At 36.8% G+C, this 14779-nt stretch carries 14 protein-coding genes; all 14 read right to left on the bottom strand.

The genetic code is table 11. From position 1 onward, the window contains the following. Positions 1–48: 48 nt before the first annotated feature. Complete coding sequence (locus HQN87_RS11055; RefSeq protein ID WP_173132196.1) at positions 49–1482, bottom strand: MATE family efflux transporter; 1434 nt, start codon at positions 1480–1482, stop codon at positions 49–51. A 66-nt stretch (positions 1483–1548) separates the two neighbouring features. Continuing rightward, entirely contained in the window at positions 1549–2514 is a 966-nt protein-coding gene (locus HQN87_RS11050) for a WaaS/CpsH family glycosyltransferase (protein ID WP_173132193.1), read from the bottom strand. A gap of 21 nt (positions 2515–2535) precedes the next feature. Further along, on the bottom strand, positions 2536–3630 hold the full coding sequence (locus tag HQN87_RS11045; protein WP_216857235.1) for an EpsG family protein: 1095 nt from the start codon (positions 3628–3630) through the stop codon (positions 2536–2538). Positions 3631–3645: 15 nt separating this feature from the next. Next, entirely contained in the window at positions 3646–4602 is a 957-nt protein-coding gene (locus tag HQN87_RS11040) for a glycosyltransferase domain-containing protein (RefSeq protein ID WP_173132187.1), read from the bottom strand. Between the two features lie 230 nt (positions 4603–4832). Next, positions 4833–5756 carry a glycosyltransferase gene (locus HQN87_RS11035; protein ID WP_173132185.1) on the bottom strand — a complete coding sequence of 308 codons (924 nt, stop codon included), beginning with the start codon at positions 5754–5756 and terminating at the stop codon, positions 4833–4835. Positions 5757–5960: 204 nt separating this feature from the next. After that, positions 5961–7118, bottom strand: coding sequence for a glycosyltransferase family protein (locus HQN87_RS11030; protein ID WP_173132182.1), 1158 nt, complete (start codon positions 7116–7118; stop codon positions 5961–5963). Between the two features lie 64 nt (positions 7119–7182). Further along, entirely contained in the window at positions 7183–8316 is a 1134-nt protein-coding gene (locus HQN87_RS11025; protein ID WP_173132177.1) for a DegT/DnrJ/EryC1/StrS family aminotransferase, read from the bottom strand. Next, entirely contained in the window at positions 8316–8954 is a 639-nt protein-coding gene (locus HQN87_RS11020) for an acetyltransferase (protein ID WP_173132174.1), read from the bottom strand. The genes HQN87_RS11025 and HQN87_RS11020 overlap by 1 nt, the downstream gene beginning before the upstream one ends. A 28-nt stretch (positions 8955–8982) precedes the next feature. Beyond that, positions 8983–9603 (bottom strand): sugar transferase, encoded by a 621-nt coding sequence (locus tag HQN87_RS11015; protein WP_173132171.1) that lies wholly within the window; start codon positions 9601–9603, stop codon positions 8983–8985. Between the two features lie 43 nt (positions 9604–9646). Further along, on the bottom strand, positions 9647–10714 hold the full coding sequence (locus HQN87_RS11010; RefSeq protein ID WP_173132168.1) for a copper amine oxidase N-terminal domain-containing protein: 1068 nt from the start codon (positions 10712–10714) through the stop codon (positions 9647–9649). A 3-nt stretch (positions 10715–10717) separates the two neighbouring features. Further along, entirely contained in the window at positions 10718–11407 is a 690-nt protein-coding gene (locus HQN87_RS11005) for a hypothetical protein (RefSeq protein ID WP_173132165.1), read from the bottom strand. A gap of 23 nt (positions 11408–11430) precedes the next feature. Further along, positions 11431–13263 (bottom strand): polysaccharide biosynthesis protein, encoded by a 1833-nt coding sequence (locus HQN87_RS11000; RefSeq protein ID WP_173132162.1) that lies wholly within the window; start codon positions 13261–13263, stop codon positions 11431–11433. 40 nt (positions 13264–13303) lie between these two features. After that, positions 13304–13990: a CpsD/CapB family tyrosine-protein kinase gene (locus tag HQN87_RS10995; RefSeq protein ID WP_173132159.1), complete on the bottom strand. Its 687-nt coding sequence runs from the start codon at positions 13988–13990 to the stop codon at positions 13304–13306. Continuing rightward, positions 13971–14750 (bottom strand): YveK family protein, encoded by a 780-nt coding sequence (locus HQN87_RS10990; RefSeq protein WP_173132156.1) that lies wholly within the window; start codon positions 14748–14750, stop codon positions 13971–13973. Before HQN87_RS10990 ends, HQN87_RS10995 begins: the two co-directional genes overlap by 20 nt. Positions 14751–14779 lie beyond the last annotated feature (29 nt).

Raw genomic sequence — 14779 nt, 5'->3', positions numbered from 1 at the left:
TTGGCAGAGTTTTGTGCATAATTACATTTAAAACTCTACTACTAATTTTCAAGATTTCAAAAGTAACTTTAACTGACTAAAACTACTTAAAATATCTTTTTTCTTTAATATTAAGTATAAAATATAAAAGAATAAATATATAAGAAATGCATACCAAGAATTAGCAAACCAACCTATAAACACGAAAACCCCAGATAGAGTTAACTCTAATAAAATGTCTTTATTAATTGATATTTTTAAAGATTTTGATAACACAAGTTCCGCAGCAACGCATCTAAACGCTAGTATTAGCACAATTGATAACACAGCTAAATTCAAATTTTTCAATAGAGTTGTTGTAAAATAAGTGATTAACACACTAAGTCCAAGTGAAATAATATTTATCTTAAGTATAACTTTCTCCTTTCTTAAAGTTTTCAAATATGTATTTATCAATAATGCGATTTTACCTTCAAATATACACATTGGAAATAATAGGGCCAAGTAAATGAAACTTTCCTCATATTTGGGCAACCACCCTAATAACACATATTTCAACGGATAGTATACTAGAAGTGCACCAAACATAATAAACATTAATATGTCCCGAGTACACTTGTATATTATAGGCAAATTAATCGCACTTGTTCTCCTTAGCATGGGAAATAATACAGTGCCTATTGCATTAATAAATAACATTAAAAGATTTGAGATACTAAATGTGAGAGATACTTTTGCAAAAGTTGAGACGTCCCAAGCACGTTCAATACCAAATCTTGTAACCCCAACAATTAACAAACTTGCAATATTCGCTAGCATTAACTTTATTCCAGCTTTAATGTTTTCTTTAGCCTCACTAACATTCAAATAGAAAAAACCAAGTTTACCAATAACAATTTCTTTACAAAAATACATTGCAATAATGAGTGAAAAAAATTTTCCAAATAGATCTGCAACAATTATTAATTTATAATTTGTAATACCTATTAACAAAAACAACCCCAATAAAAGACAATATGAAATTCTGTCCAAGACATTAATAAATGCATATTCCTTTATTTTGTTTGTAACTTGAAGTATATATGATAACATCAATCTTATGTTCGTGATTATCATGCATACAATTGTAAGGTTAAGAACATATATTCTATTAATATCACTCATAAATACGTTAATGCCAGTAAACAATATAATTGAAATTATAAATTGGAAGATTAAAAGCATGTAAAATTGCGAAAAGAATAATTTTTTGTCCAAATCACTATATTCCTTGCCACCATACCGTAAATAAATTCCATCGTTCCAGCCAAAATGCAAAAAACCTACATATGAAGAATAAAACAAATATAGTTGCCAATATCCGTATTGTTCAACTCCTACAATTTTAGGTACAATTAATATTAATAATGTGGATACAAAAAGTGTTACCAGATTTGAACTAATTGAATAAGAAAAATTACGAAATAATGATATGGATAGAAAATTCAAGCTTTTTTTTGTCATTACATTTAATATTCTCCCTAATGTTTAGATAATCATTTTAGCTTAACAAATTCGTGACACTTAATTTTATTCCTTCACCTCTATTTCAGCTATATAATTTAATATATTTACTGGCGAGTACTCATTATTGTATCCATAATCTACTACAATTCGTTTTTTGATAAATTCGATATTTATATCTTCTGGATTCTCAAATATTTCGATGTAATCTGGATTATAGAATGCAAACTTCTTAATATTTTTATTATTTGTCAATAATTTTTTATTATAACAAACTGCCTCCATTGTTCTATAAGTTATTCCCGTTTGTGAATTTTGCAGCACTTCAAAAATGCAATTTGTATCTCCAACTTTTTCTAGTATTTCACTATATTTAAGGTATGAGTTATAAAAAATCTCATTTTTATATTTCTGATGTTTATTTTTAACATTAAATATATAGAAAAGAGTCATTATATTATTTTTTTTAAAAATTTCGAAACATTTCAGTAAGATACTAAGTCTGTTTTTCTCCGCTCCAACAAAAAAAAGATCAGTATTATTCTCATTTGATAATTTCAAATCTATTGGAATTTTAGAATAAACTGTCGATATATAGGGATAATTAAAATCACTGGAATCTTGCAGATCCGTAGTCAAAATTCTATCCATTTTATCAATTTCGGTCTTTAAGTCTTTGCTTATGCTGTTAATAGGATTCAACAACACAATAATGACTTTCACCTGGTAATTTTCTCTTAACATTTTCAAATAACTTATATCACTTTTGCCAAATGCTGTGTCACCCAATACTAAATAAAATTCTTTATTGAACTCTATATTTCTTAATTCATTATATTTCCACCATCTATTTTTAAATGGTAGATTGATTATTTTGTTAATACGTGCACTGCAATGAATCTTCTGTAATATTTTTTTAAAACCAGTTAATTCATACATTTGTTCTTTATAATAAACGTCATTTCTATCAATCACATCAAACCACGTATAACGACTCAATTCGTTACCTGCACCTATAATTATATATTTCATAAATATCTCCTAAATTTTTATTTAAAAGAACTTATTATCAAAAATAATAGGGTATAATACTTCTACTTTACGCTGTACATAAAACTCTAAAATAAAAACTATAATCAAATACAATATAATTATTGCATTATATAAATAATAATTTTGCGTCTTTTTAGTAAGCCGCTCACTTGCAATATAAAATAAAACATAATTAATGATATAAAAACTTCGAGGAATTCTAAAAAACAAACCACTTAAGAGATAGAATGGGGTATATATAAATAATATTATATTAATGTAGTAGATCTTTTTTGATAATTCAGCCTTAAAATCATCTTTTAAATTAAATTCCGAACTATTATTAATAATATTAATAGACCATTTAGCTAATAATAAATTCATTATTATATAAATAAAATTCAAAATATATGTATTAGAAAAACCTCCAGTTACGTACAAACTAGCTCTTTCGGAATCTATCTTAGAAAAAATTCCACTCATGAAACTTAATGAAAAACCATTGTAAATCAAGAAAATTATAATAACAAGAGTCAAAACAGGTATATATTTTATCAAACTACGAATACGATTAAATTTTATTATTATTATAGGAAACAAGAATACTGAAAGACTATGAATGGTACAAGCCAAAGAAATACATATAATATATTTCAATACATTCCCTCGTTTATCAAACAATAAATAATTCATAGAAAAAATAACGATACTCATCGCTAAAAATGTTCTCACCTGTACAATTTCTATAATAAACGGATAAATAAGAAATAATGCCAATACGTAATTAATATTTGCTACATTTTTGATAAAAAGAATCCTCAAACTAATACCAATAATAAAAATGAATAAAAGGAAAGAATCATAACTTAATCCAAAGGCAAAACAAATTTTCATTAGAAATCTAAATCCGATTTCAAAAGTTGGAGCATACTGATTTTGATAAGCAGTATAATAGTTCAAATAATCAGCATTTGTGAATCCACCAATAAATAAAAAGGACATAAAAGAAATCATAATCACTGACAATATTAATTTAACTAATTTTCCCTTTTTCCGCAAAACATTCAATAGTATAATTGTTATATATCCGACTAATCCCATAATATCTCCAATCAATTCTTCTTTGGCATCTCATTTATGCTGGTGTCTTCTAAACATGGCACTATCACTCATTTTTTCTCCGAGACAACCAACATCATTAATTGATAATTTATTTTTCCATAAAATATATGGAAAGGATAATTGATCTCTTTTAGAAAAACTATTCATATACTCATTCCACCAAGCACTCATAATTTCTTTGCAAACTTTTGAGTTATTACGAACAATAACATTACATTCAAACATACCAAACTTTTCTGGCATTCCCTCCGATTTATATTTAGAAAGTTGATTTTCTATATCAGAGTGGTTACCTTTTTTCAATATTAAACAAGCCTTTCCTTCGCTATAAATGCAACCACGTAGCGGATGATTAAACATAGATATCCCAGTATTTTCATTCAAGTATTTAATAAGATTAGATATTTTTCCTACAACACCCAGATTCCCATCTAAATATATATTATATTTGTAATCATTAAAAAGAAGTGATGAATTAATCTTGAAAAATCTATTTCTTTCATTTGGACTTAATTTTGAGATTATCTCTCCTACTTCTTCTGTCCACTCTTTTTTTCTCCATATGCTATTTTCATTTACTATATTGTCAGTAATTATATAATAATCACATAAATCATCTATATAAACCGGCTCGTTAATTTCATCGTAATTCCCAAACACCACTGTATAAACAGCAATCTTATCTTTGACTTGGATTCTCTCTTTTTCTACAAATCGCTTTTCTTTGTTACTAAACTTACGTAATCTCAAACTTATAATAGGGTAAAGTAATATATCTTTAATATCTTTAATTTTTAATTTCACTATTGCTTCAATAATTTCGGTTATTATTTTCCCCAACTTAAATTCTTTAGAATTAACTACTTGTAAGTAATCATTATTTAAACTTTCTATTTTTTCACTAATATTGCGGTCCCAGTAAGCCTTATTATCATTCGAATCATAATCATTTATTGACTTATTCATACTAATCCCTTCCCATCTCTAACAACTTTAAAGATTTTTTTTAAAAATAGTAATTAGAAAAAAATTTAAATAGTTTGATTATTCTTCTCTAATATCAATTCGTTTATTATACTGCTGTTATAATAGGTTACAATTCTCTTAATATAGCAGCTTCAAGTAGATGAACGCTTATCCCCATAAAGTGGGGCACTAAAATTCGCCCATTCATATGGTGGTCATTGCAACAAATATCATCTAATATTTCTTTTCTCTTCTCTTGTATAGATCTTTACATTAAATTTAAAACCATCAATAAATCCTTTATACATTACTTTCACCAGCTTGAATTTATTTTTCTCCACAAAAATTTTTGGCAACGCCAATGCTATCACAAAAATAATCCTTCGGTTCTTTGATTTATATTTCTGATATTTTCTAGCAATAATCAAATGATTTCGTATCATATAATATTGCCTTATTAATGAATGATTAGTTCTATAATATCGCTTAATTGTCCATTTTCCTGAATTATCTATATGAGGTCTGTATATCCATGTAGGCTCTGCATTTCCAACCTCTTGTAACAAATATTCAGAATTTATCCTTATTTGCTTATATCCATTTATTTGAAGACGAAAGGAAAAGTCAAAATCCACTGCGTCTATAAATAATTCCTCATCAAAGAAGCCAACCTTTTTCCATGCATCAATTCTAATCATAGATCCAGAGGTAATCGCCCATTCGACAAAAGAAAAATTTGTAAGTCTTTTGCTTTTGTATTCTTCAAGATTTGTTTTATTGATATCTATAATGTAAGGTGTTAACAATGCAACTGACTGATCTGAAGTATAATTGTTATAAGTTCGAATGATTTTAGAGCTACAAATACTATCTTGATCTAGCAATAATACCCACTCATATTTAAAGGCAATAGCCAGTTGGCATATTTGGTTCAATGCAAAGGCTATACCTTTATTCTCATAGTTTTTCATTATATGAATTTGAGCATCATTATTATATTTTTGTGTTATTAAAGTTATGTTTTCAGAATTATTATCTATAAGAAAAATTAAATCAATTTGATTTCGAATGGAGTTTATATTTTGATCTAGTCTATCTAGATCAGGGTTATATAAAACTATTCCGGCACAATTTCCTTGATTTTCTGAATTCAATTAATACTCACCCAATCTATGTTTTTGTATAATAGATTTTTCATGTTTTTTGTACTGAACTCGATGATTCCAAATTTTTTTCTTCTAACTGCCACCCATTACTTTAATAACTTATAGAAATTTTCAACCTTATTTTACTTCTTTACTGCAGCATTGTATGGATACTTTAAACATATTTAATCATGAAAATAAACTGATTTTTCGCTATTTTTCTGGAAGGATAGAATTTAGCATCTCATCTAACTTCCCCTCAACTACACGGTTTTCGAAATTTTCTAAATATACTTCAAACGCTTTTTGTTTCATTAAACTTATTTTTTCTGCATTTAAGCTCGATAGCACCGTTATGCTGGCTTGACAATTATCTCTAAAGCAATTAACTCCTATACCACAATTTTCAACCAAATCCCAAGAATCTCCTTTTATGGAGTTTATTATCGGAAGACCAGCCGAGAAATAATCTATAGATTTGTATGTAAGCCCTATTACAGTGTTTTCTCTGTACAGATTAATTCCAAAATCACAAAAAGACATTATTCTATTCTTATCAATTTCATTGTAAACAATACCATAGTCAATGAATTCAATATTATTTTGCATGAGTTCTTTAAGAAAATAATTCTTATTATCTCCCGATCCAATAATGTGTAGTTTCACTTTCCTCATTACTTGTAGTCCTTTTAATATCTTAGTAATCTGTTCAATATCAATAAGAAGATTAATAGAACCTAAATAGCAAATATTTAAAGTATCATTCATACAACTCATGAAATCAGGGTTTGAGTTATCAATATAGTTTTTCGCTAAAGGTATTACGTATGAATTTTCATTTTTTACATTAGTGTTCTCTAAAAACTCTTTGTACAAGGAGCATTCGAACATTAACGCATTCGCTGATCCTAATTTATCATCTCTGTATTTCCTCCAATAATTTAGCATTGGGGAGAGTAACTTTTTCACCTTATTAGAGGTTGGAAATGATTCTGGCCATAAATCAACAATATCTATAATTATTCTTGCATTGATTTTTTTGGAAACTTTGAACGCAAAACGTGTAACTGAGTTTGGCGGAACCGCCATGTATACAATATCTGGATTTAGTTTTTTCAACAATTTTGCAGCTTTCATTCCAAAAAAAACATGTGCTAACAACCTTTTAATCGAAACATTTTTCTCATATTTCAAAGATCTTACAGGAATCCAAAATTCATCATCTTCTTTAATAAGTGTTTTACTAGTATGATGGAACTCAGAGTAAATAAGAAAAGTATCAAACTTTTTTTTCTTAAAATATTCATAAATAAAGTTTCCTCTGTTGAAACCACTTTTATCAGAAAAACAAGATATAACAACAACCTTCATAATTCTACCTCTCATATCAAATTAGAGAACTTTCTCTAGTAAATGAATTTCCTAACTCACATCATTATGTTCCATAGAATATCCTTTTGATTACTTTTACAACAGTTTGAATTTCTTCTGTAGTCATCGCACTTCCTGATGGAAGGCAAATTCCTGTATGAAATAATAATTCGGAAATAGATTCGCCGTGAGAGAAGAAAGAATATTTTTTGTAAAGAGGCTGTAAATGCATTGGTTTCCAAACAGGTCTTGATTCAATATTCTCCTCCTCAAGAGGCACTATAATATCGTCAGGAGTAAGTATTGCATTGGATGTAAATTTCACAACTGATAACCAATAGTTAGGAGAACCATTATTTTTTACTGGCATAAAAGATAATGCAAGATCACTTAAAGATTCCCTATATAATTCATTTATATTTTTACGACATTGAATAAAGGTATCTAGGGCTTCTAACTGACCTCTGCCTATACCCGCACATATATTAGACATTCTATAATTATAGCCAACTTCTTTATGTTCATAATGTCTTGATACCTCTTTTGATTGTGTCGCCCAGAAGCGCATCTTCTTAATAGCCTCTTCGTCATTAGAAACGATCATTCCACCGCCAGAGGTAGTGATAATCTTGTTCCCATTAAATGAAAAAATACCGATATGTCCAAACGATCCGCATTTCTTGCCCTTGTACGATGCTCCCAGCGCTTCAGCTGCATCCTCTATAACGGGTACGCCATAATGCTCACAAATAGGAAGTAACGAATCATAATCAGCACTTTGTCCATATAAATCAACTATAATAACTGCCTTAGGCATTTTATTTTCTTTTTTGGCCCACTCAAATGCTTTTTCTAATGCGATGGGTGACATATTCCAAGTTTCCGGTTCGGAATCAATGAATACAGGATTAGCATACTGATAAAGAATCGGGTTACAACTTCCCGCAAAGGTTAAATCTGAGCAAAACACGTAATCACCAGGACCAACATCAAAGTATTTAAGAGCCAAGTGAATCCCTGCTGTACCTGATGACAATGCAAGCCCGTGATCCATTCCAACATAGGCGCATATTTCTTCTTCAAACTTATCAACGTTAGTACCTAATGGGGCAATCCAATTGCTATCAAATGCCTCCTGTATGTATTTCATTTCGTTTCCACTCATATGTGGAGGTGATAAATAAATACGTTCATGCATTACAATTCATCTCCATAGCTCTGTTTTATTTGGGCAGGTACACCTGCTACCATTACACTATCAGGAATATCACTGATTACTACTGCGCCAGCGGCAACAATCACATGGGAGCCTATAGTGATATTGTTTACAATGCTTGCCCCTACACCTAGCCAAGAGAAGTCATTAATAGTAACTGTTCCGCTAACATTTGCGCCTGGAGAAACATGTACCCCATTCCCAATCACACAATCATGATCAATGGTACTTGAAGTATTAAGAATACATCCTTTAGCGATACTAGCATCTGCATTAATCACTGCACCAGCCAGAACTACAGTGCCAGATTCTATTTGACTGAATTTACTCACTATACTTGAAGGGTGAATTATAACAGGAATTTTGAAGCCTGCTTGTTCAAGCTTAGTCAGCCAAACAAACCTATTTTCGTTATTTCCAATTGCAACAACAGCACTAGAATATGCCTTGCTATGGTCCAGATAAGTATCAAAACTACCAATGACAGGAATCCCAATTACCCTATTAAGCGTAGTGTCATTGTCCAAAAATGCTATATCATCCCACCGACCAGTAAGCATAGCTGCTTCAGCTACGACCTTGCCATGCCCACCAGCCCCTAAGATCAACAAGTTCTCCAAATGAAATCACCTGGCCTTAGTCGAAGAATCAACGTTCTATTGTATTACTACCAGTGAACATTGGCATTGTATCAGTCTTAGAATTATTAACTCCTTCTCTAACCAACACATTCTTAATAGTTTTCAACACAATCTTCATATCAACTTTTAAAGTAATATTATCGACATACCATACATCATAATCAAACTTTTCTTCCCAGCTAATTGTATTTCTTCCGTTCACTTGAGCCCACCCAGATATGCCCGGTGTCACTTCATGTCTGCGATTTTGTTCAGGCGTATAGTACTCAAGATATTTGACTAATAGGGGGCGCGGTCCAATAAAACTCATATCCCCTTTTAGAATGTTAAACAATTGAGGTAATTCATCAATACTTGTCTTACGCAAAAAAGAACCTACCCGAGTCATTCTTTGTATGTCAGGCAGAAGTTCTCCACGGTTATCCGTTTCTAAAGACATGGTCCTAAACTTATATACCGTAAAAACCTTACAGTTCTTCCCCGGGCGTCTTTGCTTGAATAAGGCTGGCCCCTTAGAGCTAATCTTCACTGCTATAATCGCTGCTATCATAAATGGAGAACTTATTACAATAAGCAAACATGCAATGAGCCAATCAACAAACCGCTTCACTACTAGATATGGCCTCATTCACTATCAACCTCTGTTATAAGATATTGAAAATAGCGGATAGTTAGCCCGCCATTTTCTCTGCAATGTTCTTACCTAGCTGAAGCTGTGATTCAAACTCACTTCTGTACTGTTTGATGACATCTGTACTATATCCGTTACTGTTTAGTTTTTGTTCAGCGTCAGCGATTATACTGTTAAATGAAGCTGTAAAGGAGTCTAACTGCTGAATCCCTTTAGCCTTAATACTTTGTTTGGCTGCACTATCTATAGCACTCACATATTCAAAGGCAATACCCATTAACGTAGATTGGCTTTGCGACTGTAGCGCACTCAACTTCGCTTCCGTCTCACTAGTAATACTCTCATAAGACACTTTACTTGTTCCTGTCCCACCTGCTCCTGAACCGCCTGGTGCAGTCGTTGCCGCCGGTGCCGGTGTTGGTGTTGGTGCAGGACTGGCAGATGGACTCGATCCATTGTTAGTCGGTTTCACAGTAGGTGTAGATGTATTCTCTTCATAATTCTTAGAGCTCGCAGTGATGGTCATCGTCTTCGGATTCCAGATAATGGAATTTCCTACAGATTCCGATAAGAATCTTAGGGGCACATAGATGGAACCGTTCAGCAGATAACTGGATTGGCCTTTGGGCAAGGCTTTGTTGCTCCCGTTAAATACATAACTTGCATTCACATTGTTCAGAGCCAAATTCTTCGCTGCAAAGGAAGGACTGGAGGCGGCATTCATTAAGTACTCCTGAATGACTACCAGCTCAGAGCTGCTTGGCTCTGCTACAGTTACCTTCAGGTTCTTGGCATCCCAGGCTACACTCTTCTGGAGGGCATAGGACATGAACCGCAATGGGATATAGGTCGTGTTGTTGTACATGAACACATATTGTCCTGCCGGCGGCTGCAGTGCTACACCATCGAAGATCATGGTTACATCGGCATTCTGCACTTTGATAGGATTCGCTGTCTTAACAGCCGCAGTTGTTGTAGGTATTGCAGTTGTTGCAACGGCTACCGGAGTAGCTGCTGAAGCTGATATAGGGGCAGAAGCCGTTAATGGCGAGCAGCCCATTAATGTCACTGTAAGGAGTGCTGCTGCTGGAATTTTCACCTTGAACATGGGTTATTCACTTCCTTTTTCTTGAGCTTTGAGTTGTTCTTCTTCGGCGATGATCTGATCCCGTGTCTTGCCTTGACTGACGCCGTACTTCTTGGCTACTTGTGCGAGCTCGTTATATTGTTCCTCTGTGACTTTACCAAGAATGATACTGCGGGCTTCCCGCTTCTCTTCATTGGTGAGTCCGCCTGAGGCTAACTCTTGCAAACGCTTGATATCTGAGACGCTTAGTTGTCCAGCCACTATGGCTGCAACATTCGCCTTATCTTTCATCGACACATTGGCCTGAACTTCTTTTGCCTTATCCGGTGAAATATGAGCTAACCCATCCACACCTTCTGGTGTCGGAGCAGGAGTGCTTGCAGGCTTGTCTGTATGGGCAGGCTTGCCGGTGCTGGCAGTCGCTTGCGCTCCATTAGCTCCATCTGGCTTATTGGCAGGAGTACTATCCGGTGTAACTGCCGTTGCCGGATCAACTGAAGCGGCTGGCTCCGCAGACGGATCACTGTCGGCTACCACAGGATCAACTACCTGTCCCTGAGGCACGTTGGCAGTATCGTCCGCATTCACATCGAATCCGTCGGCCATGGAATTCATCAGCTTGTCGACCGCATAATTGGCAGCGAACAATCCGCCGACACCGAGTACGACAATGACGGACAGCGTCCAGATCAATACTTTTTTCCATCTTTTCAATTCAGGTACCTCCGAATCTCTAATTAGCTAATGGCTGCCTGGATGACCGGCTGCATCGGCACGATCTGATTAATGGCTTCACGGATGGATTCTGCATCTTCGGTGACTACCCGCTCTAACCGTTTGAACTCAAGCTCCATCTGGCTCTGGGTGAAGACATTGGGTCTGCCTATGAAAATCCGGTCATGCTGGGTGGAGCTAAGATTCTCTTCATCTGTCAGCAGTTCTTCATACAGCTTCTCGCCTTCCCGAATTCCTGAGAAGGTAATATTGATATCTTTATACGGTTCATAACCGGACAGTGTGATCAAGTCCTCGGCAAGCGTCAGGATCTTAACCGGCGCCCCCATATCGAGGACAAATACCTCTCCGCCGCCGGCGAAGGAACCGGACTGGATCACCAGTTGGACGGCTTCGGGAATGGTCATGAAGTAGCGGACCATCTCCGGATGTGTTACCGTAACCGGTCCACCGGCCGCAATCTGCTGCTTGAACGCTGGAATTACACTGCCCCGGCTGCCTAGTACGTTACCGAAGCGAACCGCAGAGAACTTGGTAGGACTGGTTACATTGAGGCTCTGCACATACATCTCGGCAATACGTTTGGTTGCCCCCATCACACTGGTAGGGTTAACGGCCTTGTCCGAAGAGATCATCACGAAGCGTTCTGCGCCGTATTTGTCTGCACAGTCGGCTACATTGCGTGTTCCGAAGACGTTGTTCTTGATCGCCTCGGAAGGGTTACGCTCCATCAGGGGAACGTGCTTATGTGCTGCCGCATGAAAGACTACCTGCGGTTTGTGGCTCTGGAATACATCCATCAGCCTTACCCGGTCCTGAACATCGGCAATCACAGTCACGATCTCAAGATACGGGAAGCTCTTGCGCAGCTCCATCTCTATGGTATAGATGCTGTTCTCCCCGTGTCCAAGGATCAGCAGCTTGTCCGGTGCAAAGGGAGCGATCTGGCGGCATAACTCTGATCCGATAGAACCGCCCGCTCCTGTAATGAGCACGGTCTTGTTATGGACATAACCCAGGATACTGTTCATGTCCGCTACAATCGGTTCACGGCCCAGCAGATCCTCTACGCTGACATCCCGCAGCTTCTTGACGGAGATCTTGCCTGCAATGAGATCATTCAGTGCCGGGATAATCTTCAGCTTCGCGCCTGTGGCCTTGGACAGATTAATAATCTCGGATATCTCAGTTCTGGAGACGGAAGGCATGGCAATAATGATCTCATGAATCTCTTGTTCCTTCACGATCCGCGGAATGTCGTAGCGGTTGCCCAGGACAGGAACGCCCATGATGGACATGTGATACTTATCTGCGCTGTCATCGACGAACCCGACCAGCCGGGTATGCGCGAAGGAAGGTCCCATCATCTCTCTGGCAATCAGAATTCCGCAATCTCCGGCTCCCACAATAAGGGTATGAATCTCCGTATGCTTATTGTTGCTCCGGTCATTACGGAAGACTCTCCAGAAGAATCGAGCGCCCCCGACCAGGAGCAGGATGGTCTCCATGGACCGTACTTCTATACTGAACGGCACACGCTGGGGCAGAATTACAAACGCGGCAGCATATGCTATTACGGAGCCTACTATAATCGCCTTAAGCACGGATATAATCTCGCCGATACTGGCATATTGCCACATTCTGCGGTACAGCCCGAAATATACCAGGCTTCCTCCGATAGCCACGGTTGAGATCATCCCGAAGACTATCATCTGCACTATGTATTCCGGTGGAATAGAATTATAGAACCGGAACAGGTAGGATGTTATGATACTGAACCATATGATCGCAATATCGATCATGAATAAGACTAATACTCTGGTTTTTGCTGTCATTTTCAGTGCCTCCAAAAACAACATTTTGTCAACTTACAATTCAATTGCCATAATAATAATAGTAGTAGCCTTCACTGGCTTTACGCTTCACATTATTGAGCACCACGCCCAGCATCTTCGCGCCTACCCGGTCCAGACCGGCCTTCGCCTTGGCGGCGATATCCCGCTTCACCTTGCCATAGCTGACAACCATAATTACGCCATCGCTCTTGGAGGCAACAATCTGCGCATCTGTAACTGCGAGCAGTGGCGGTGTATCAATCAGGATCACATCATATAGCTGGCGAAGCTCCTGCAGCACCGCACTCATCCGGTTGGAGGCCATCATCTCAGCCGGGTTCGGCGGAATAGGGCCGGATGTCATCAGCGACAGATTGTGCACTCCCGATTCTTGAACTACTTCGGACAGATCCGCTTGCTGGGAGAGCAGTGAGGACAATCCATACCGGTTACTGAGTGAAAACGTCTTATGCGCTGTAGGCTTGCGCAAGTCTCCGTCGATTAGCAGCACCTTCTTATCCGCTTGCGCATACGCTGCGGCCAGGTTAGCGGTAACCGTTGACTTGCCTTCCTCCGGTCCGGAAGAAGTGACCATAATGATCTGAATCTGTTCATCTACAGAGGAGAAATCAATGTTCGTGCGCAGTGCCCGAAAAGCCTCAGATACAGGCGAACGCGGGTTGGTCACGGTGATCAGATGGCGTTGTTTATTTGGCTGCTGTGACATGTTCGAGTTCTCCCGCCTTTCTGCTCTGTGTCTGTGCCTGCTGCTGCTCTGTGGTCTTCATTTCTTCCTGGCCCAGCCTGGTAATCATCGCAATGGTTGGCAGTCCAAGGTATTTTTTAATATCATCTTCGGTCTTCAGCGTATCATCCAGATACTCCAGCAAGAAGGCAATTCCCAGGCCGATCATGAGGGATACAATAAAAGCGATAGCGAGGTTCATCACCACATTAGGCTCTACCGGTCCCGGCTCGACTGGCGGATTCAGCTTGGCTTCATTGAGGATGGATACATTCTGCACATTGAACAGGGAAGGAATCTCCTGCTTGAACACAAGGGATATGGCATTCACGATCTCTGCGGCTCTCTGGTACGAATTATCTCGAACGACAAGTGTCATCACCTGCGTATTATTTACCGAACTCACGTTAACCTTCTTGAGCATCTCCTCCGCAGTAATACCAAACTGAGGGTAGTTCTTGGCCACAACGTCGAGGATAGCCGGTGTCTTGATAATTTCCTTGTACGTATTAATAAGCTGAATGTTGGTATTGATCTGATTCAGATCCAGCTGTCCTACCGAAGCTTGCGTAGGCGTCTGATTCACAATAATCTTCGTTGAAGCTTCATAGACCGGATTCTTGATATATAAGCTGTAGATCCCGGCAAGAATACAGGCCACGATAACAATGCTGACAATCATCCACAGTCTCTTCCTGACAATCTGGAAATAATCGCGCAGATCCAATTCTTGTGCTGACAAGTGAATTTCCCTCCAAGCTGTAAATTCTT

The organism is Paenibacillus tritici, from assembly GCF_013204885.1.
Classification (GTDB): Bacteria; Bacillota; Bacilli; order Paenibacillales; family Paenibacillaceae; genus Paenibacillus_AQ; species Paenibacillus_AQ tritici.
This window is presented reverse-complemented; position numbering and strand designations above follow the sequence as displayed.

Bases quoted from the DNA above. Each gene is read 5' to 3' on its own strand.
- HQN87_RS11055 (WP_173132196.1), bottom strand. From the start codon at position 1,482: ATGACAAAAAAAAGCTTGAATTTTCTATCCATATCATTATTTCGTAAT.
- HQN87_RS11050 (WP_173132193.1), bottom strand. From the start codon at position 2,514: ATGAAATATATAATTATAGGTGCAGGTAACGAATTGAGTCGTTATACG.
- HQN87_RS11040 (WP_173132187.1), bottom strand. From the start codon at position 4,602: ATGAATAAGTCAATAAATGATTATGATTCGAATGATAATAAGGCTTAC.
- HQN87_RS11030 (WP_173132182.1), bottom strand. From the start codon at position 7,118: ATGAAGGTTGTTGTTATATCTTGTTTTTCTGATAAAAGTGGTTTCAAC.
- HQN87_RS11025 (WP_173132177.1), bottom strand. From the start codon at position 8,316: ATGCATGAACGTATTTATTTATCACCTCCACATATGAGTGGAAACGAA.
- HQN87_RS11015 (WP_173132171.1), bottom strand. From the start codon at position 9,603: ATGAGGCCATATCTAGTAGTGAAGCGGTTTGTTGATTGGCTCATTGCA.
- HQN87_RS11010 (WP_173132168.1), bottom strand. From the start codon at position 10,714: ATGTTCAAGGTGAAAATTCCAGCAGCAGCACTCCTTACAGTGACATTA.
- HQN87_RS11000 (WP_173132162.1), bottom strand. From the start codon at position 13,263: ATGACAGCAAAAACCAGAGTATTAGTCTTATTCATGATCGATATTGCG.
- HQN87_RS10995 (WP_173132159.1), bottom strand. From the start codon at position 13,990: ATGTCACAGCAGCCAAATAAACAACGCCATCTGATCACCGTGACCAAC.